Source organism: Paenibacillus sp. FSL H3-0310 (genome assembly GCF_038002785.1).
Classification (GTDB): Bacteria; Bacillota; Bacilli; order Paenibacillales; family Paenibacillaceae; genus Paenibacillus_AQ; species Paenibacillus_AQ odorifer.
In genome coordinates this window covers 1,304,078-1,323,464 of sequence record NZ_JBBODC010000002.1, presented here as the reverse complement: position 1 = coordinate 1,323,464, position 19,387 = coordinate 1,304,078, and the positions used below count along the sequence as shown (strand labels likewise).

General features: G+C 45.7%; 19 protein-coding genes. 10 read left to right on the top strand and 9 right to left on the bottom strand.

All coding sequences use genetic code 11. The features are described from left to right. Window positions 1–232: 232 nt before the first annotated feature. Complete coding sequence (locus MHH63_RS25340; protein ID WP_036682112.1) at window positions 233–1,237, bottom strand: LacI family DNA-binding transcriptional regulator; 1,005 nt, start codon at window positions 1,235–1,237, stop codon at window positions 233–235. Window positions 1,238–1,495: 258 nt separating this feature from the next. Here MHH63_RS25340 and MHH63_RS25335 point away from each other — a divergent pair, with 258 nt between their 5' ends. The 4 genes from MHH63_RS25335 (at window position 1,496) to pepT (ending at window position 6,016) form a co-directional block, all read left to right on the top strand. Next, complete coding sequence (locus tag MHH63_RS25335) at window positions 1,496–2,509, top strand: LLM class flavin-dependent oxidoreductase (protein WP_081383185.1); 1,014 nt, start codon at window positions 1,496–1,498, stop codon at window positions 2,507–2,509. 478 nt (window positions 2,510–2,987) lie between these two features. After that, window positions 2,988–3,998, top strand: a complete 1,011-nt coding sequence (locus MHH63_RS25330; RefSeq protein ID WP_341172217.1) for a hypothetical protein — start codon at window positions 2,988–2,990, stop codon at window positions 3,996–3,998. A 36-nt stretch (window positions 3,999–4,034) separates the two neighbouring features. After that, entirely contained in the window at window positions 4,035–4,688 is a 654-nt protein-coding gene (locus MHH63_RS25325; protein ID WP_341172216.1) for a sortase, read from the top strand. Between the two features lie 95 nt (window positions 4,689–4,783). Further along, window positions 4,784–6,016: a peptidase T gene (pepT, locus tag MHH63_RS25320; protein ID WP_341172215.1), complete on the top strand. Its 1,233-nt coding sequence runs from the start codon at window positions 4,784–4,786 to the stop codon at window positions 6,014–6,016. Between the two features lie 95 nt (window positions 6,017–6,111). Here pepT and MHH63_RS25315 read toward each other — a convergent pair whose 3' ends face one another. The 3 genes from MHH63_RS25315 to hxlA form a co-directional block, all read right to left on the bottom strand. After that, on the bottom strand, window positions 6,112–6,489 hold the full coding sequence (locus MHH63_RS25315; protein ID WP_036682121.1) for a winged helix-turn-helix transcriptional regulator: 378 nt from the start codon (window positions 6,487–6,489) through the stop codon (window positions 6,112–6,114). Window positions 6,490–6,573: 84 nt separating this feature from the next. Next, window positions 6,574–7,131 carry a 6-phospho-3-hexuloisomerase gene (hxlB, locus tag MHH63_RS25310; protein WP_036682124.1) on the bottom strand — a complete coding sequence of 186 codons (558 nt, stop codon included), beginning with the start codon at window positions 7,129–7,131 and terminating at the stop codon, window positions 6,574–6,576. A gap of 7 nt (window positions 7,132–7,138) precedes the next feature. Beyond that, the gene (hxlA, locus tag MHH63_RS25305) at window positions 7,139–7,771 is read right to left on the bottom strand and encodes a 3-hexulose-6-phosphate synthase (protein WP_036682127.1); all 633 of its coding nucleotides are present in this window, start codon (window positions 7,769–7,771) and stop codon (window positions 7,139–7,141) included. Window positions 7,772–8,034: 263 nt separating this feature from the next. Here hxlA and MHH63_RS25300 point away from each other — a divergent pair, with 263 nt between their 5' ends. The 5 genes from MHH63_RS25300 (at window position 8,035) to MHH63_RS25280 (ending at window position 13,136) form a co-directional block, all read left to right on the top strand. Then, the gene (locus tag MHH63_RS25300) at window positions 8,035–9,426 is read left to right on the top strand and encodes an MATE family efflux transporter (protein ID WP_076124068.1); all 1,392 of its coding nucleotides are present in this window, start codon (window positions 8,035–8,037) and stop codon (window positions 9,424–9,426) included. 152 nt (window positions 9,427–9,578) lie between these two features. Then, complete coding sequence (locus MHH63_RS25295; RefSeq protein WP_341172214.1) at window positions 9,579–11,252, top strand: GAF domain-containing sensor histidine kinase; 1,674 nt, start codon at window positions 9,579–9,581, stop codon at window positions 11,250–11,252. 16 nt (window positions 11,253–11,268) lie between these two features. Then, a complete protein-coding gene (locus MHH63_RS25290) occupies window positions 11,269–11,961 on the top strand; it encodes a response regulator (RefSeq protein WP_280753198.1) in 693 nt (230 codons plus the stop codon). Window positions 11,962–12,114: 153 nt separating this feature from the next. After that, window positions 12,115–12,678: an NADPH-dependent FMN reductase gene (locus MHH63_RS25285; protein WP_076191671.1), complete on the top strand. Its 564-nt coding sequence runs from the start codon at window positions 12,115–12,117 to the stop codon at window positions 12,676–12,678. Continuing rightward, window positions 12,675–13,136, top strand: coding sequence for a VOC family protein (locus MHH63_RS25280; RefSeq protein ID WP_076191669.1), 462 nt, complete (start codon window positions 12,675–12,677; stop codon window positions 13,134–13,136). The genes MHH63_RS25285 and MHH63_RS25280 overlap by 4 nt, the downstream gene beginning before the upstream one ends. 69 nt (window positions 13,137–13,205) lie before the next feature. Here the strand turns inward: MHH63_RS25280 and MHH63_RS25275 are convergent, their stop codons facing one another. From MHH63_RS25275 to MHH63_RS25265, 3 genes are all read right to left on the bottom strand, one after another. Further along, complete coding sequence (locus MHH63_RS25275) at window positions 13,206–13,436, bottom strand: cold-shock protein (RefSeq protein ID WP_036682139.1); 231 nt, start codon at window positions 13,434–13,436, stop codon at window positions 13,206–13,208. A 118-nt stretch (window positions 13,437–13,554) separates the two neighbouring features. Continuing rightward, complete coding sequence (locus MHH63_RS25270) at window positions 13,555–13,755, bottom strand: cold-shock protein (protein WP_019914790.1); 201 nt, start codon at window positions 13,753–13,755, stop codon at window positions 13,555–13,557. A 259-nt stretch (window positions 13,756–14,014) separates the two neighbouring features. Further along, complete coding sequence (locus tag MHH63_RS25265) at window positions 14,015–14,293, bottom strand: hypothetical protein (RefSeq protein ID WP_038573758.1); 279 nt, start codon at window positions 14,291–14,293, stop codon at window positions 14,015–14,017. 238 nt (window positions 14,294–14,531) lie between these two features. On the opposite strand from MHH63_RS25265, the gene gdhA reads away from it, so the two are divergent. Then, window positions 14,532–15,917 (top strand): NADP-specific glutamate dehydrogenase, encoded by a 1,386-nt coding sequence (gdhA, locus tag MHH63_RS25260; RefSeq protein WP_036682144.1) that lies wholly within the window; start codon window positions 14,532–14,534, stop codon window positions 15,915–15,917. Window positions 15,918–16,010: 93 nt separating this feature from the next. On the opposite strand, the gene MHH63_RS25255 is transcribed toward gdhA, so the two are convergent. After that, a complete protein-coding gene (locus MHH63_RS25255) occupies window positions 16,011–16,724 on the bottom strand; it encodes an HAD family hydrolase (protein ID WP_076278268.1) in 714 nt (237 codons plus the stop codon). 34 nt (window positions 16,725–16,758) lie between these two features. Beyond that, window positions 16,759–19,332, bottom strand: a complete 2,574-nt coding sequence (locus tag MHH63_RS25250; RefSeq protein ID WP_248548936.1) for a DUF2339 domain-containing protein — start codon at window positions 19,330–19,332, stop codon at window positions 16,759–16,761. Between the last annotated feature and the right edge of the window lie 55 nt (window positions 19,333–19,387).

Sequence of the window (19,387 nt, the reverse complement as noted above, 5' to 3'; positions counted from 1 at the left end):
GCTTTTCAGAAGATAGGTAAATATCCTAAAATCAAACTCCATCACAAATGTAATTTAATAATAGCGCTTACATTTTTTATATTATCATAATTAGTAACCGTTTCCAATCGGAAAATGAGATGTTTTTCATAAGAATTCATACTATTTTCTATCCTAACATTTAAATTTTAATTAAGACCGATACATGGCTCTGAAAAGCTTTTCAGAAGAAGGTCACAAAAATAAAGAGCCTTTATTTTTCCCGCGTGGATTCCCGCACAATCAGCTTATGCTCCATCTTTTCATTCAATACCTGGACACCACCTGTTGTGAGCAATTCATGCAGCATCTCCGCCGCACGATACCCTAACTCATAAATCGGCTGTGCAATCGTGGTCAGCTTTGGAATGAACATACTCGACATCCGCAAATTATCAAATCCAATCACAGATACCTGCCCCGGAACTAGAATATTACGATCCTTCAGATAAGAAATCGTCCCCATTGCAAATTCATCAGCAACACAGAAAACAGCGGTCAGCTCGGGATAATCAGTAAACAACTCATGCGCAGCTTGATAAGCGTGTTCGAACCTGTGATTGGCATATTTGCTCTTCACAATATTCTGCTGTAGTCCAAACTCTGTTAATGCTCTTACAAAACCCTCATAACGAGGCGGGCCAGATACGGAGTTATCATGGTTAAAACCAATCATGCCAATGTCCTTATGCCCTAAATCAATCAGAAACTTTACCGCATCGTAAGCCGCCTGTTCATCATCCACCTCCACAGATGGAATGTCGTACTCATCAGAATGCGAGGATACCAACACAAAAGGAATTCTACAACCGACTAATTTGTCATGTGTCTCAGGATAAAGGACATCACTGGCGAACACGATCCCATCCACCTGCTTCTCATGAAAGTTATCGATGTAAGACAACATCCGTTCTTTGTCGCGGTCCGTATTGCAGATCATTAAACTGTATCCGAGCTTGATGCATGCATCCTGCATTCCCCGAATAACCCCTGCGAAATACAGGTTCTCAATATCCGGAATCAGCAGGCCCAGTGTAAAAGACTTCTTGTAGATCAGGCCGCGTGCAAACGCATTTGGTTGATATTGCAAACGTTCTACAGCCTCCATCACTCGATTCCGTTTGCTCTCTACGACCGTATTCGGTGCATTCATAACCCGCGATACGGTGCTGATCGACACCTCCGCCATTCTGGCAACATCTCTTATGGTTGGCTTCATAACGATAACTTCCTTTTTTTCAGGTAACTTTTCGATGTGATTATAGCAAGCCCGTTAAGAAATAACAACAGATTTTTTAAAGCGCTTACATTTTATTTTAAAGACATACTTATTCCTTATCTAATCATTACAAAGTGCGTATAACTTACTTAAAGTGTGTATATAGTTTTATTACATGGTATACTAGGCGAGTAGCATTATTCGCAGCTACAAATACTGCTCTAGACTATCTGAGCGTTTATTATAGGAGGGATTACATTGAAGCAACAGCGCGATATTCGATTCTCCGTACTGGACTTAGCCTCTATTGTGGAGGGTGGCACAGCGGCAGACTCTTTTCATAACTCTTTAGCTTTAGCTCAACATGCTGAGGCATGGGGCTATCACCGGTATTGGTTTGCTGAGCATCACAACATGATTGGTGTTGCCAGTTCTGCTACCTCACTCTTAATTGGCCACATTGCTGGCGGCACAAAAAGCATACGCGTAGGCTCTGGAGGCATCATGTTGTCCAACCACGCACCACTTGTCATTGCGGAACAATTCGGGACCCTCGAATCCCTATATCCAGGACGGATTGATTTAGGACTGGGCAGAGCCCCAGGATCCGATCAACCGGCTTCCCGTGCGCTACGCCGTGGTCTCGGAAGCGACGGCAGTGACTTCCCCGAGCAGTTAAGTGAGCTCAGAGCCTACTTCGATCCTGCAGGTGCAGGATCACGACCGGCTGGGGTTCGTGCTGTTCCTGGTGAAGGCTTGAATATCCCCATCTGGCTGCTGGGCTCCAGCGGTTTTAGTGCTCAGCTGGCAGGGAAGCTAGGTTTACCTTTTGCTTTCGCCAGCCATTTCGCACCAGAATATTTACTACAAGCTTTACACATCTATCATAGTAATTTCCGTCCTTCAGCAGCACTCGACAAACCTTATGTGATGGTCGGAGTTGGCATTACAGCAGCCGATACCGTGAATGAGGCAAGACGACTGGCTACCTCGCAGCAGCAGCAATTCCTTAATATCATCCGCGGACGTACGGGGAAGTTACAACCACCGGTTGATAGTATGGAGGGGCTATGGACGATGCAAGAAAAAGCAGCCATGCTTGAGAAACAGCGTTACTCTTTCGCTGGTGATAAAGCAGCAATTAAAGAACGGCTTCAAGAAATCCTGCAAGAGACACAGGCCGATGAATTGATTGTTTCTGGTGGAATTTATGATCCTAACGCTCGTCTACGCTCTTATGAGATTGTAGCCGACGCTATGAAGGAAATCTAATTTATCATCATAATTAAGGCAAGACGATAGGTCTGGTATCGGGGTTTGAGCCCTATTCCAGATGTATGTCTTGCCTTTTTATTTTGCATTCATAATCGTTCTCAATAAAATACAATAAAAACAATGAATTACATAAAAATAAAGAGTTAAATAGAGAAAACTGGTGTAAACCCATTAAAAGAATTGATATTTGATCAAATATGATGGATTTCCTTATAATATCCCATTTTTGTTTAGATATTATTTTGATTATACTTTAGTTATTCGCTATAACGAACGAATTGGCGGTATATCTCTACCCTCTCCTTCCACTTTCACGGAGATTCCTGTATACGCACAAAAAAAGTGGTTCTGTGAGATACTACTTATTTCGACAATGTTTGATGAAAAATCCGATTAGAAGAGAAGAATTTGCCGGAAGCCCGCAAATGATGTCTACAAAATTTAATATGGGGTTCAGGAGAAAGGAGCGAGTAAAGTGAAGAAGAAATATCGCTCGGCTTTCATAGCTGCTTATATCCTGACTATTCTAGCAGGAGTCATCTGGCATGCTGGCGGAGTTAGTGCGCAAGATACCATTAAGCTTACGGTGAATTCGCATACGACAAGCACAGCCACCATGAACAATATGCAGCCTGGTGATGAAACGAACTCAGAATACACAATTATTAACGCAGGTAGTGAGGGCTTTAATTACTATGTGGACTTCAAATTCATCTCTGGAGACGCAGAATTATACGATATTCTCCAAATGACACTCGAAAAAGAGGGAGTAATCATCTATTCAGGGGTGATGAGTGAGGCTGCCGGAAGAGTTGCCATCGGTTCACTTGCCGGGGGAGAACAAAGTGTAATCCAAATGGATGTAATTTTCCCGTGGGAAGCAGGGAACGAATATCAAGGGAAAACCACCACTGTAGCCTTTGAGTTCTCCGCTTCTGGAGGACCGGAGCCATCCGCTCAACCTAGTCCTTCACCGACAGCGTCGGCCACAGCTCAGCCTACACCGGAGCCATCACCTACAGCGACTGCTACACCTACTGTAGCGCCAACTACGACACCTACTGCCACGGCTACAGCTACACCTGAAGCTTCACCGACCGCAACAGCTTCACCAACCACGACGGCTACTTCGCCAACGGCAACAGCAGCTGCCACACCAGGGCAATCAACGACGCCAACACCATCGCCAATACCTACAGCTTCACCAGTAGTAGATGAAATTAGTGTCACTGAAGCGCCGATCCCACTGGGTGGAGGCGATAATGAGCCGACAGTATCACCAAGTGCTGGCAGCCAAACTACCAGTGCAACACCGCAGCCAAGCAATGAGATCGCCCTGCCTGATGATGAGCTTCCACTGGGAGCACCAGAGGTTGGCAACAAGCTTCCAAATACCGCTGAGCCTTGGTATAACTTGATTCTTGCCAGCTTAGCCATTGCGGTACTCAGCGTGATTATTATGCGCAGATTGAAATCGAAGAAATAACCACATTTTGCAGCATAAGTCTGGAGGTGAGAGAGTATGAAGAAGCGTAATGGTGTCTTGCTAGCCGTGAAGCTAATCTTCATACTCTCTTTAGTTGTGTTGATTTACTCGGTTGTACAAGTGGTCAAAGCACCGCTCGAAGCTAAACAGGCTTTAAATGATTGGGCGAAAAAGAGGGAGGAAGCTGTCGCCCGCCCCCTTTCTGCCGAAGAAATCCCTCTTCCCATGGGAATGATCAGTTCAGCCAAGGAACAGCCGCACCCCGCTCATTCCTATTCAGAAGGTGAAATCATAGGAGAGATTCGTTTCCCCAAATTAAACAAAAAGATCGCAGTGCTAGAAGGCACGGAAAGCCCAGAGCTAAAAAAGGGAGCCGGACATTACAAAGGCAGCGCAGCTATCGGTGCCACCGGCAACAGTGTGCTCGCAGGCCACCGCGATACAGTGTTCCGTAACCTGGGAGAACTCGTCGCTGGAGATCTTATCGAGCTGGAAAGTACCGATGGGACTTTTACCTATGAAGTAACAGACAGCACAATTGTTGACGGGGACGAACGTGGTGCTATAAAGCCAAGTGATAAGGCCATCCTCACATTGATTACCTGTTATCCCTTTTCATATGTGGGATCTGCACCGGACCGTTATTTACTTTCAGCGAAGTTAGTGAAACAAGAAATATTGCCGCATTAAACTTAAATATTACCTCAATCTTCTTCCTCAGGGATGAGACCTTATATGGAAAGTGATACTATATATATACAATAGTAAAGAGGAGATGACCCAAGGTGAAGAAAGAGGTTGTAGAACGGTTTATTTCGTATGCACAAATGGATACCCAATCGAATGAAGATAATGAGACTTGCCCATCCACTCCGGGACAGATGGTTCTGGCCCACAAGCTGGTTGAAGAGCTTAAGGAAATCGGCATGGAGGAAGTCCAGGTGGACGAGCATGGCTATGTTATGGCGACACTCCCTGCGAATACGGACAAGGATGTTCCGACCATTGGTTTTTTAGCCCATTTGGATACGGCGACTGATTTTACCGGAACGAATGTGAAGCCACAGATTATCGAGAACTATGATGGTCAAGATATTCTTTTGAATAAAGAGCTGAATGTTGTATTATCCACAGCGAGCTTTCCGGAGCTGGCGGAATACAAAGGCCACACCTTAATTACAACCGACGGCACGACCCTGCTTGGCGCAGATAATAAAGCCGGTATTGCTGAGATTATGACCGCCATGCATTACCTCATTCAACATCCAGAAATCAAACACGGCAAGATTAGAGTTGCCTTCACACCAGACGAAGAAATCGGCCGCGGGCCTCATAAGTTTGACGTAGCCGCTTTTAATGCTTCCTATGCTTACACTGTAGACGGAGGTCCACTCGGAGAATTAGAGTATGAAAGCTTTAATGCTGCGTCTGCCAAAATCTCAGTCTACGGCGTTAATGTTCACCCTGGGACTGCAAAAGGAAAGATGATTCATTCCGCCAAAATCGCCATGGCACTTCATCTCAGACTCCCTGCTGAGGAAGCGCCCGAATATACAGACGGTTATGAAGGCTTTTATCACCTAAGCTCTATAGAAGGCACACCTGAATTCAGCAAGCTGCAATATATCATCCGCGACTTCGACCGTGAGAAATTCGAGGCACGTAAAGCATATCTCTCAGCTGTCGTAGAAGAATTCAAAAGCATCCATGGTGAAGAGAACATCGTGCTTGAAATAAAGGACCAATATTACAATATGCGTGAAAAAATCGAGCCAGTGCGTCATATCGTCGATATTGCCCATGAGGCGATGGAGAACCTTAACATCACACCGATCATCCGCCCGATTCGCGGAGGTACAGATGGCTCGCAGCTTTCCTACATGGGCTTGCCGACACCTAATATTTTCACCGGAGGCGAGAATTTCCATGGCAAATTCGAATATGCGTCTGCGGACAATATGGTAAAAGCGGTAAATGTTATCGTGGAGATTGCTAAGCTATTCGAACAGAAAGCCTAAAGCATTATCCGCATCACTCCTTTAAAACACCAAAAAATCCCTGTAGAGGCCGATCCAGACCTCTCAGGGATTATTAATGTTCATAGGCTATTCGATTAGCATCTTTCTTCCGGCGGCGTGTCCTTCCAGATCACGTTTTCTCCGTAATTTTTACCCCAATCATACATCAATCGAAGGACAGGAAGCAGACTTTGGCCATATGATGTCAGGGAATACTCTACTTTTGGCGGAACCTCAGCGTACACTTTTCTTAGAACCAGCTGGTCCTCTTCGAGCTCGCGAAGCTGATTGGTCAACATTTTTTGCGTGATATGAGGAATTAGCTTCTTCAGCTCGCTGAATCGCTTTGTCCCTTCAAGCCCTAGATGCCAGAGGATAATCAGCTTCCATTTCCCTCCGATTACCGCAAGCGTCAATTCCTTCTCACAGTTAATTTCCTTCAAGTTTATGCGATCTTTAATCTCGGTTGCCATACCTAAAGCGCCTCCTCTCTCCTGTTATCATACTAACACAAAAACGAATAACCTCCTTATAGGAAGGCATTCGTTTCTGTACGTTCACTCTAAATTAGCATGCTTGCCGAACATTTGCTGATTCGTCTGCCCCGTCTTCTCCATCATTCGCAGAATAATAGCATCATAAAAGACCAACATCGTCTGTTCGAATAAAGAAGCCATCGGCTGGATCGTGCTGTAGCTTCCACTGGCCGGATCTTTTGGAGATCCCGGCAGCTTCACTGTATAGCCCGCTAAACGTCCAACCGTCGAATCCGGCGCAATGGTAACGGCAACAACTTCTGCACCCACCCCTTTGGCTTTCTCAGCCATAGAGATCAACCCTTTCGTCTCACCAGAACCGGAACCGAGGACTAACACATCCCCCTGTTCAATCCCCGGAGTCACCGTTTCGCCTACAACATAAGCCTCTTTACCAACATGCATTAACCGCATAGCAAAGGCCCGTCCCATCAATCCAGATCTGCCCGCTCCAGCCACGAAGATCTTGTTGGACTGAAGCAGCAGCTCAGCCATTCGCTCAGTCTCTTCTTCATCAAGCTGAGATATGGAGCGCTGGAGCTCCTCTATAATTTGCTGCGCATATTTCATTGTATCCATTGTAATCTTAAGCCTGACTAACTAGACGTTTCATTTCTGCTGCGGCAGCCTTTTGATCCGCTTCACCTGTGATGCCTCCGCCAACGATGACAAGATCAGGGTTCGCGGCGATCACTTCTGGAAGTGTGCTTAGCTTGATCCCTCCAGCGATAGCTGTTTTAGCCTGCTTAACCACACTCTTAATCGCATTTAAATCTGCAAAAGAATTTTTACCTTCCGCTTGATGGTCATATCCAGAGTGTACACAGATATAGTCTACGCCAAGTGCGTCTACTTCAGCCGCTCTTGTTTGGATATCCTTCACATTAATCAGATCAACTAGAATCTCTTTATTGGTTTTCTTCGCTTCCTCCACTGCACCTCTAATGGTAGAATCATCAGAAACACCAAGTACAGTAACGATATCCGCGCCCGCTTCCACAGCCTTCATCACTTCATATCCACCTGCGTCCATGATTTTCAAATCCGCCAACACAGTCAAAGCTGGAAAAGCCTCTTTGATTGCCTTCACTGCATGTAACCCTTCATTTATAACGATAGGTGTTCCAATTTCAACGATATCTATAAATTCGGCAACTTTTGAGACAACCTCTTTCGCTCCCGCAATGTCCACTAAATCCAACGCTAATTGTAATTTCATATTTATTTGCACTCCTTATTAATATATTTTAGTAAGTCATGTACAAATTGTAGTTCCTTACATCCCTTTAGGGAAGTAGGCACTTTATTGTGATGTAGTTACCTGGAGGATACTAATGTGCGGTTAAAGGGCTCTTTTCGACTTAAATTAAAAACGTTTTGTCATTTTTCTGTAAAAATACTGCATTTCCATGAAAGCTGTGCTAATATTACAGTTTGTTTATGAAATTTTAGGAAGTACATCATAATATAAGAAGGTGCACAATGAAGCAAAATAATCACCAGGAATTCAACCTGGTCAAACTGACCTGGCCGATTTTCCTCGAGCTATTCCTCTTTATGCTCATGGGCAGTGTGGATACTTTTATGATCAGTTCAGTGTCGGACGATGCCGTGTCTGGTGTCGGCGCAGCGAATCAGATCATTGCGATAGCAATTTTAGTCCTCAGTGTAATTGGTAACGGCGCAGCTATTGTGGTCTCCCAATATCTCGGTTCCAAAAAACCTCTGGAAGCCGCTCAAGTGACCGGCAATGCCATTACCCTAAACCTGTTAGTCGGCATTCTCCTAAGTACGTTTTTGCTGATATTCGGAGGGTCGCTACTGACTGCGCTGAATGTAAAAGGGGATATCCTCATTTACGCCAAAGCCTATATGAATATTGTTGGGGGCGGTATTTTTCTGCAAGCATTAATTAATGCTCTGGCGACTACTATCCGTACTCACGGTTTCACCAAACAGACGATGGTCGTATCCTTGCTGATGAATATCATTCACGTGGTGGGCAACTACCTGCTCATTTATGGTCATTTCGGACTTCCGGCGTTAGGTGTGGAGGGTGCGGCTATCTCAACAGTGATGAGTCGCTTTATCTGCCTGATCCTATTCTTCCTGCTGCTCTACAGAGTGATGGAGGTACGGGTGAAAGTAACCTATTACATTCATCTTTCTAAAAAATACGTGCTGCAAATTCTCAAAATCGGCATCCCGTCCGCTTTTGAATCCATCACTTATCAGTCGTGCCAGCTTGTATTCACACTGTATATTACTTATTTAGGCGCTGAAGCTATGGCTACCCGCCAGTACGCGCTTAATATTTCCAATTATATTTATTTATTCAGTGTAGCTGTCTCTATGGGAACTTCCATCGTTGTAGGACATCTCGTGGGAGCTAGACGACCTGATGAAGCCTATAAGCGTGTATTCACCAGTGTAAAGTGGGCGTTGCTGGTTACCGTAATAATAGATGCTGTGGTGATTTTCTTCCGGGTACCGCTATTCGGGCTTTTCACAGACAATGAGAACATCATTAGGATGGGGGCGCAGGTCATATTGCTTAGCTTCTTCCTGGAAACCGGGCGCACAACCAATCTGGTTATCATTAACTCTTTACGCGCCTCGGGCGATGCCAAATTCCCTGTATATATGGGACTGATCTCCATGGTCTGCATGAGCTTACCTCTTGGTTATTTCCTGGTGTTCCAACTTGATCTCGGGTTAGCCGGCGTGTGGATTGCTACTGCGGTCGATGAGTGGGTAAGAGCCGTCATTATGTATTTCCGCTGGAAGAGCCGAGCTTGGGAGAAACATGGACTTATCGAACACGAAGCTCCAGAACACTGTACACCTTCCGCTACTCCTGCAGCTGTAAATTAATATGTATATACAGAGGGTTCTTTAAGGTCATATCAGATCTTAAGGAACCTTCTATTTATTTACGCCAACATTACATAAAATTTGAGAATGAAGGAACCATTCTACGTTACAATAGATAGAACATAATTCACAAAGCTAAAGGAGAGAACTTCATGCCGGAGGAAACCGGAATCCATGAGTTACTGACGCTCAAAACGATTGCGGAGACTTTAAACAGTTCCAATGAGCTCAGACCCATGCTCGACACAGTCATGGGCAAGCTACTTGAGTTAACCGGAAACACTGCAGGCTGGATCTTCCTGAGCGAAGAATACATGGAATATGAGTGTGCCGCTGATCGAGGCCTGCCACCTGCACTACAGCGCGACAATAAACAACCAATGCAGTGCGGAAGCTGCTGGTGCCTAAGCCGCCTATGGGACGGTCGGCTCGAGCATGCCGTTAACATTCTAAGCTGCAAGCGGCTGAGTAACGCCAGGCAGTATAACTGGGGCGACACGCTGGGCATCACCCACCACGCCACCGTCCCGCTGCATTCAGGTGAGCGTTACTTGGGACTTATGAATGTGGCCGCACCAGGCAAAGCACATTACGCCGACAGCGAGCTGGCTTTGCTGCAATCCGTGGCTTTGCAAATTGGCAGTGCTATAGAACGGATGCAGTTATATAGCACCGAGCAGCGCCGCGCGAATCTGTACGCCAAATTAGGCGAATTCAGCGCAGCTTTAAATCTAACCGCCAACCAATGTATCTCGCCCAGTATTCTGATCGAGAAAAGCGCCGCCCTGATTGGCGACTATTTCGATTGGCCCTTTGCAGCGATTATCGGGCAGCATGAGGGACAATTCGAAGTCCATGCTGCCTATGCGGCTAATATAATGCCGGAAATAGCTCCCTTCGAGCTCTCGGATTCTTTTAAAGTACGTCTAGGAGATATCGCGAAAGGACAACGCTTTGCGACATTAACCCCTGATGAAGAGCAGGAAATTACGAAGTCCTGCTGTTCTGAACACCCTGTCGCGGAGCATGTTGTGATGCTCGCTGTGCCCTTTCGGCAGATTGCCGCACAAGGTGCAGGAATTCTACTGATCACCTCACCTAAAGCACTAGCCTCCGCAACTGCGGATGGAGAGGTGCTTGAGGCTGTCGCTGAGCATATTTCCGCTACATTGGAAAGTGCTCAGCTTGGAGAGAAACGCCGCGAAATTGCGCGTCTTGATGAGCGGAATCGTCTGGCCCGTGACCTGCACGACTCCGTGAACCAGATCCTCTTCTCCCTCTCAATGACCGCCAAAGGCGTGGAAAGTATGCTGAAGCAGGAGCATATCTCCCATCCTGCTACTGAGGCTGTCCGCGATATTCAAGCTTTATCCCAGTCAGCACTCAAAGAAATGCGTGCATTAATTATGCAGCTTCGGCCTGCCGGACTGGAAGCCGGTTTATTGACTGCGCTGCAGGCTCATGGCCAGCAGCTAGGGCTGCTGATACAGACGCAACGGAGCGGTGTTCACGAACTTGCCCGCAACGTGGAGGAAGGGCTGTGGCGCATTGGCCAAGAAGCACTCAATAATGTACGTAAGCATTCCGGAACCTCTAAAGCGGAGGTATCTCTACATCTGAATGCAGCCGAGGTGGTACTGAGCGTTGCCGACCAAGGTAAAGGCGGGGCCAAACGGCGTTCTAACACAGACACTAATGAATCTCTTGGTCTGCATATTATGAAGGAAAGAGCAGAGGCCCTCTTCGGTCGTATTCATATCCACAGTGTGGAAAATCAGGGCACAACGGTTGAGGCAACCATACCTCTGCCCATCCAATCTACATAAAGTCGGGTGATCATAAATGACGATAAACTTATTATTAGTAGACGACCATGCAATGGTACGCCGTGGGCTGCAAGTATTTCTCTCCACACAACCCGATATCAAGGTTATCGGGGAGGCCTCCAACGGCCGCGAGGCACTGGAAAGAACAGCCGAATTGAACCCGGATGTCATATTAATGGATTTGCATATGCCCATTATGGACGGCATTGAGACCGCTCAAGCGCTGAGGATCTCCCACCCGCAGGTCAAGGTCATTGTATTGACCTCCTTTTCGGATCAGGATCATGTACTCCCGGCTATCCGCGTAGGAATCAAAGGCTATTTGCTTAAAGATATAGAACCAGAAGCGCTGGTAGTTGCGATCCGCAAGGTACATAACGGTCAAGTGGAGCTACATTCCGAGGCTGCCAGCCAACTGATGAATCTAATGGCGACTTCTACACTAGAGCAATTGGAACTTAATACTTCCGATCCGAACGGCCCAAACACAACACCTGCTGCGATCACCGGATTAGAGCTTCTTACCCCACGCGAGCAAGAAGTATTAGACCTGATTGCGCTCGGTATGAGTAACAAAGAGATTGCCAGCAAGCTGGTCATCACCGAAAAAACCGTTAAGACCCATGTCAGCCACGTTCTCGGAAAGCTAAACTTAGCGGATCGGACTCAGGCTGCCATTTTCGCATTGAAAGGCGGCTATAACGCCTAGAATCAAAACTCCTCTACAACTTTAGTCTTAGACGCTCAGCACAATGGCTGAGCGTTTTTATTATGTATGTTCATTCCATGTGCTGATGTTAACAGAGGCCGATTCAACTATCATTGGTTTATAGCAACTGACCTCACATAGGAGTGGATACAGATGAAAGTGATGATCCTGACAGGCAGTAATCGAAAAGAAGCAACCAGCACGAAGCTGGCAGAACATGCCGCCCATTTCATTAGTCAGCAAGGAGAAAAGGTTAACGTGTTTGATCTCTACAAACGCCCAATTCCCTTTTATTCACCAGACGAGGCTTACACAGAGCATGAACATTTAAACGAGCTTAAACAAGAGATGTTAGCAGCGGATGCAGTAATCTTGGTTACTCCGGAATATCACGGCTCGGTAAGTGGCGTATTAAAAAATGCGATTGATCATCTAGGCCAGGCGCATTTCAACGGTAAAGTTGTGTTATCCGCCAGTTCAGCCGGGGGAGCGGTAGGGATAAGCTCATTACTTCAATTGCAAGCCATCGTACGCAACCTGCACGGTATCAATACACCAGACTGGATCTCCATCGGTGGACTGCAACGCAAGCGGTTCGAGGTCGGGTACGACGGATACGAGGGTGGGCAAGAAATCGAAGATCGCATCCACCTAGTATTAGAAGCATTCCTGAACTTAGCCCGCAAAATCGGCAGACCGGCAGGTGCTATCCAATGATCAAAGGACTATATGAAGCACATTTACCAGTAAGCAATCTTGAAGTATCCATCGAATTTTATGAGAAATTAGGTCTGAAAATGGCTTGGCGGGATGAAGAAACTGTATTCTTCTGGATCGAGGAAGGTCGGAGCTGGATTGGTCTTTGGGAAGGCCAGGAGGTTCAAACCCCATACCATCCGTCCTTGCGGCATATTGCCTTCCGTATCACTTACGAGGACTTGAAGCACTCACTGCAATGGCTGGAATCGATTGGGGTAGAGGCTGTTCCGTTCCGCAACCGGACTTCTGTTGAGCCTTTTATCCGGGCTTATCAAGGAAATGCTTCTGTCTACTTCAACGACCCTGACGGCAACAGCTTGGAATTTATGTGCCACGTAGAGGTTCCTGAACATCTGAAGCCTATTTCAGAGAACATAACCTTAACGGAATGGGAGAAATTACTGCACAGTAAATAAAATACTCAAACAAAAAAACAGCTGCTCCCGTCCAAGGGTCCAGCTGTTTGAGTATATTAGCTTCTTCGATTACTTAATCGAAATGCCCTTCTTCATGGCCTTCATGTCTGCATTCGTATTCACAAGCGTTGGCAGTATCTTCATACTTCTAGTCATGGGAGAGTTGCATTGCCAGCAGGTAGGTACATATTGAAAGGCGAAATTATCGCGCATCCAACCTGTGCAACCTTCCTTGGTACAGGACCAAATAGCTGTGTCTTCTTGCGGAAGTTCCTCCAGTGCTTTTTTACGAAAATACATAAGTACCCCTCCTTGGATCGAATCGAGACGATATCGCTACCCTATTAGGGGCAGATTCATACTATGAAAATAAAAAAAGCTGCCCTCAACTTGTGTTAAGGGCAGCCTGATTTTTAAACTACAGTTTTACAACGTTTTCGGCTTGTGGTCCACGAGCGCCTTGAGTTACGTTGAACTCAACGCGTTGGCCTTCGTCCAAAGATTTAAATCCGTCGCCTGTGATTGCGGAGAAGTGTACGAATACGTCGCTTCCACCTTCAACCTCGATAAAACCGAATCCTTTGTCTGCGTTAAACCATTTCACTGTACCTGTTTGCATGATATTACCTCCAATATTTTATTTAACACATGTCCTTTTATTCCTACGTAGTGTACGAACAAATAAAAATTCACACATTGGAAAAGGACTCATACGCACAAATGATAACCTTTTACAATATGTGAATTAAGGGTTAAATTTATGATTGATTTCATTGTACCACACTAAATCACTAAAAGCAATGCGTAAGCCTATTTAATTTTCACTCCGGCTCTTATTGCCTATAAACAGCAGCAGCCGAGCCGGACGAACACCCATGTTAGTCGATATAACCTGCCAATCCTTTATCCATCAAGTAATCCATTTCTGCATCAAGAATGGTCTCTACTGTGATTTCATCCAGCTTCACATCACGTTGGGCAGTGACATAGTCGACCAGATCATCGCTGTCGATGTCTACCTCACCCTTGGCGTTCGCCTTGGCCTTATTGATAAAGGTCTGTTCATGCTTCAATACTAAGCGGATGATTTGCGGATCCACTTTGGTTTTGGCAGATAATACATTTACTAGCTCCTGCTCATTTACTTTGTCACTCATTTTTTAAATTTCATCTCCTTACAATTATTACACAATCATTGTAGCATATTTCGCGCTTTAACGCGTCATTACGCGAAGTATACCGCGGTTTATTCACACTTTTCTTATCATTCCAGTGTCTATAACGTTCCACTTGAAGTAAGTTATTTAATAAAAACAGTTGTGAGGAACATTGACTTGTGCCAAAATATAAAAAAAGTGTTGGACCAAATGAATACTAGAAAAGGCGGTTGAATTCATGAGCTCTGTATCTACCCAGCAATTAGACACAAACAGCAACAAGGCACATCGTTATATCGAAGACGTATACGCACAGGTTGTTGCGCGTAATCCTTTTGAGCCCGAATTTCATCAGGCCGTAAAGGAAATCCTTGAATCTTTGCTTCCAATCCTCGCTGCTGAACCTAAGTATCAGGAAAATGCCATTCTGGAAAGATTGGTTGAGCCAGAACGTTTGATTATGTTCCGTGTTCCTTGGACAGACGATCAAGGTAAGGTCAGAGTTAACCGTGGATATCGTGTACAGTTCAGCAGTGCAATTGGACCTTACAAAGGTGGACTTCGTTTTCACCCATCCGTTAATGCTAGTATTATCAAATTCCTTGGTTTCGAGCAAATCTTCAAAAATGCTCTTACCGGCCAACACATCGGCGGAGGTAAAGGCGGCTCCGACTTTGATCCTAAAGGTAAATCCGAAGGCGAAATCATGCGTTTTGCACAAAGCTTCATGACTGAATTGCAAAATTACATCGGTCCTGACCAAGACGTTCCTGCAGGAGATATCGGTGTAGGTGGTCGTGAGATTGGCTACATGTACGGACAATACAAGCGGATCCGCGGAGGATATCCGGCTGGCGTATTGACTGGTAAAGGTATTGGTTACGGCGGAAGTCAGGCTCGGACAGAGGCTACTGGTTACGGTACAGTTTATTTCGTAAACGAGATGCTGAAAGCAAAAGGCCTTTCCTTTGAAGGAAGCCGCGTTGTTGTTTCCGGTTCTGGTAACGTAGCGATCTATGCGATCGAAAAAGCTGTACAGCTAGGCGCTAAAGTCGTAGCTTGTAGTGATTCCGCCGGATATATCTATGACGAAAATGGGATTAACCTCGAAACCGTCCGCCGCCTGAAAGAAGTCGAAAGAAAACGGATTAGTGAATATGTGAATGAACATCCTAACGCTGTGTATACTGAAGATTCCACGCAAATTTGGACCATTCCTTGTGATATCGCCCTTCCGAGTGCTACTCAGAATGAGATTGATGAAGCCATGGCATTGAAACTGATTGAGAATGGTGTAAAAGCAGTAGGCGAAGGTGCCAATATGCCATCCACCCTTGAAGCTATTCATCAGTTCCAACAAGCTGGCGTACTATTCGCACCTGCTAAAGCTGCTAATGCTGGCGGCGTAGCTGTATCTGCGCTTGAAATGGCACAAAACAGCATGCGGTTGTCCTGGAGCTTTGAAGAAGTAGATACGAAGCTGCATGAAATCATGGTTTCTATCTACGAACAATCTGTAAATGCATCCGAGCAATATGGACAGTCCGGCAACCTTGTTGCAGGAGCGAACATCGCTGGATTCAAAAAAGTGGCCGACGCTATGCTGGCTGAAGGTGTAATCTAAATAAATTACCGGCGCTCTAGTCACGAACGCCTGACATACAAAAGTCCCCGTAACCGGTCAGCAAGAATCCGGTTACGGGGACTTTTTGTGTGTCTAAGCGTTCCATCCGGGGATCTTCCGCAAATCCCCGTCCCAAATCGATTGAGTACTCTCCACAGTCGTATCGTGGGGTGAAGAAGCCGTACGAATGTAACAGGAATCTATTCCTATCGTTAGCGCCCCTGCAATATCCGTACGGGGATCATTCCCGATCATGATGGCCGAACGCAAATCCGCTCCATAATGTTCAACTAAATAACGATAAAATAGCGGATCCGGCTTACTCACTCCTGCTTCGGAGGAAATGGCAATGCCATCGAATAAAGGAAGAATACCCAGCATCATTAATTCTGCTTCTATAAAGGTTTTCTGGCCATTGGAGAGCAAAAACACCTTTTTGCCACGTTCTCTTAATGTTTGCAGAATTTCAACCACACCCTCATAAAGTGAGATATGGATCATCGATAATGTCCGCAGCCATCTAACCGTTTCATGTAACCACGCTTGATCCGGTTCCCCACCCAATTGACGGGCCACAGAACGAAACACATCCTCCATTACGAAATCTGGATACTGACAATTCCGTGCGGCTTCGGCGAGCTGTAAATCCCTCTCCCGCAGAAATTGTGCCTGTAGCTCACTTCCTGTTATGGACATCCCCTGATATCCGAAATGGAGCGATAATCGATCCCATACCTCCTGCTTCTCCTCATCTGTCTGAATATCGATTAATGTGCCATACAGGTCGAAAATATAAGTCTCGTACATCCACCGTCTTCCTTCCTATTATTCTCTCTGTGTTTTATCCCTTAGTACCATTGCCATTGTCGGTGGTTGTCTGGCCCTCCTCCATCCGGTTTGACACCTTTTGATAGAGATAGGAGATGCCGAGCAAACAGATACCAAAGCTGGCATAGGCTATGATTTTGCTGCCAGTATTCAGCAGACCCAAATCATAGAGCAGCAGCTTGCCCGTGGCCAGCAGCGTTAATCCAAGGCCGAAGCGCCGGATGTACACATACCTTTTGCGGAAGCCATACATGATAAATAGAACTGCTAACAGTAGATAAATGAGACTAAAAATTAACCCTGCATCACTCAATTGCAATTGCACTCCTAGGAAAGCGGTGATAATGCCGAGTAGATAAATCGCCATGAAAACAGGATAGATCTCCATACTCTTAAACTGGCGATTCAGCGCTGCAATCAGCAGATCACGTCCGCTAAACCAAACAAAGATATTAAAGATAATCAGTACGGCCAGTGCGATATAATCAGCTGCTGTATTTTGCGCGAAATTATTTTGCAGACTTGGCAGACCTACTGTAATCACTATACAAATGACGTAGCCAATCCCAAACAGAAGTCTCACAAAATATTTAACAATCGTGTCATACAGCACCTTCACCTTTGGCAGCACGTAAGCCAGAACCAAGGTCCATACAGCGGACAGCAGCAAATTATAGAAGGTTCTATGCGCAAAATCCTCCGGTACAACCAGATGATACAATCTTCCCGATTCATACAAGCCGTAGATCCAGAAATTTAATAACGCCGCATATTTGAACCACAACGCTAAGGTGATTTCATAAGGTTCGCTGCGCTGAAGAGCATCCTTACGGTTATGCTGAACAGCATACAACACCGCGACAATCAGCATGCCTGCTGTGATAAAGACATATTTTAGCGGGAAGTAGACATCTCTAAAATTCGTCCATTGATAGTCTGCGACCCACTGCGTCGGTACATTTAGACAGAAGAATACTACAAGGCAGAGCATCATAATGCCCCAGCCTGCCCTTTCCATCCCCTTAAAGCGGTTCAGATTGCCATACAGCGTAAGAACGACGCCCTCAATCAGCCAACCGATGGACCACCAAGCCGCTCCAAATTGAAATGGAATCATCAATATGCCGAAGGTCAGTGAAGTGGCGTAGAACAGCAGCATGCTTTCTTTTTCCTGTGGCATCAGCTTCTCAAGCCCTCGACCCAGACCGAGATACAGCAGGCAGAAAAGCAACGCCAGTGCACCATTGTAATCCTTCAGTCCTGCATCCATAAATAAAATATACAAGGTGAGACAGCTAATAAACGTATTACATCCTAAGAGAGAGAAATCCCACCAGGACAGCTTGGAACGATATTTGAAGGGGTACCACAGGGTAATTCCCAGATACATCGCAAAAGTCAAAACAGCATAACACATATTAATTCCGTTGCTATCCGACAAAGCTATTAATATGAGCATGGAGGGTGTATTAAATAAGTAGCTGATATAATTGACAACGTTCCAGCGTTTGCGGAAAGAAATCAATAAGATGAATAAATTCAATAGAAACAAGTAACCCATAGCCACATAAACCGCGTTGCCCGAAAGGCCAAACGCCCCCAGATAAGAGTATAAGGGCAGATATCCTCCGATTAAGCCAAGCGCACAAATACTCCGTGATTCATACCTTAAAGACAGGAGTACCGCAGTTAAAGTAACGAGTACAGACAAGGATAAACCTACATATATACTAATAATATCAAGCAGAAAATAGCTATAAAAAATAGAGCCATACAGCACCGAAATCCCGCCGCCAAGCAGCCCTAAAGCGAAGGTGCCTTTTCCTTTGCGGTATAGCCACTCCCCGCCTCCCAGCATCAATAACCCCAGTAGAAAAAAAGCGCTTCCCTTCATATAACCTGTGAACCAGTTGGAATAGGTATACCGGAAGCCTGCCCCCACCGCCAAAATCAACAGCAGAATGCCCAGCTTGTTAATCCAGCTTAGTCCAATCTTCATTTCGATCTGATTTTGTTTTCTTCGGCGCTTAAGCACCTCTTCACTGATCTCTTCCGAAGCAAAATCATGTAATCCATTATCCATGCCCGAGTTGAGGCGAAGCTCCGCTTCCCTCAGTCTCTGCCGCTGTGCCAGCACACGCTCATTTAATTCTTCCGCCAACGCCCCGAGTCGACTGGATATCTCTGCTTGTTCCTCACCCAGCTGCCTGGAGGCTGTGTGGTACAGCTGCTGAATATGGCGTTTCGTCTCCACTTCAAAAGCCGTCAGCCGATCCGTATGAGCGTGGCTTCTAGAGGCAAAATAAGTTTGCAGCTTCTGCCTCGACACTTTAAGAATGCCCAGCTTTTCATCTAAAATTTGTTCCGTTAGCGCAACTCTTAGCTCAGTATTCTCTTCTTGAAGCTTACCTACCTGAGTCTTTAGCTCGACCAAAGCGAGCTTATGCTTCTCATATTGCTTCTTCAAGTATTCATTCTCGTTGACCAGATCGTGACTTTCATATTCCGCGATCAGAGCCTCATATTCCTTAATCAGCCCGTCCTGCTGTACCTTCATGAATCTCAGTCGATCTTTGAATGACTCCATAGCGCCTCCTTATGTGAGCGATTGTTAATACTTACATATTACTACATATAGCTGG

Coding starts and splice junctions, on each gene's coding strand:
- MHH63_RS25275 (WP_036682139.1), bottom strand. CDS start 13,436: ATGTATTTTCGTAAAAAAGCACTGGAGGAACTTCCGCAAGAAGACACA.
- hxlB (WP_036682124.1), bottom strand. CDS start 7,131: ATGGATACAATGAAATATGCGCAGCAAATTATAGAGGAGCTCCAGCGC.
- MHH63_RS25280 (WP_076191669.1), top strand. CDS start 12,675: ATGATCAAAGGACTATATGAAGCACATTTACCAGTAAGCAATCTTGAA.
- hxlA (WP_036682127.1), bottom strand. CDS start 7,771: ATGAAATTACAATTAGCGTTGGATTTAGTGGACATTGCGGGAGCGAAA.
- gdhA (WP_036682144.1), top strand. CDS start 14,532: ATGAGCTCTGTATCTACCCAGCAATTAGACACAAACAGCAACAAGGCA.
- MHH63_RS25295 (WP_341172214.1), top strand. CDS start 9,579: ATGCCGGAGGAAACCGGAATCCATGAGTTACTGACGCTCAAAACGATT.
- MHH63_RS25265 (WP_038573758.1), bottom strand. CDS start 14,293: ATGAGTGACAAAGTAAATGAGCAGGAGCTAGTAAATGTATTATCTGCC.
- MHH63_RS25270 (WP_019914790.1), bottom strand. CDS start 13,755: ATGCAAACAGGTACAGTGAAATGGTTTAACGCAGACAAAGGATTCGGT.
- MHH63_RS25290 (WP_280753198.1), top strand. CDS start 11,269: ATGACGATAAACTTATTATTAGTAGACGACCATGCAATGGTACGCCGT.
- MHH63_RS25300 (WP_076124068.1), top strand. CDS start 8,035: ATGAAGCAAAATAATCACCAGGAATTCAACCTGGTCAAACTGACCTGG.
- MHH63_RS25285 (WP_076191671.1), top strand. CDS start 12,115: ATGAAAGTGATGATCCTGACAGGCAGTAATCGAAAAGAAGCAACCAGC.
- MHH63_RS25340 (WP_036682112.1), bottom strand. CDS start 1,237: ATGAAGCCAACCATAAGAGATGTTGCCAGAATGGCGGAGGTGTCGATC.
- MHH63_RS25315 (WP_036682121.1), bottom strand. CDS start 6,489: ATGGCAACCGAGATTAAAGATCGCATAAACTTGAAGGAAATTAACTGT.
- MHH63_RS25255 (WP_076278268.1), bottom strand. CDS start 16,724: ATGTACGAGACTTATATTTTCGACCTGTATGGCACATTAATCGATATT.
- MHH63_RS25325 (WP_341172216.1), top strand. CDS start 4,035: ATGAAGAAGCGTAATGGTGTCTTGCTAGCCGTGAAGCTAATCTTCATA.
- MHH63_RS25250 (WP_248548936.1), bottom strand. CDS start 19,332: ATGGAGTCATTCAAAGATCGACTGAGATTCATGAAGGTACAGCAGGAC.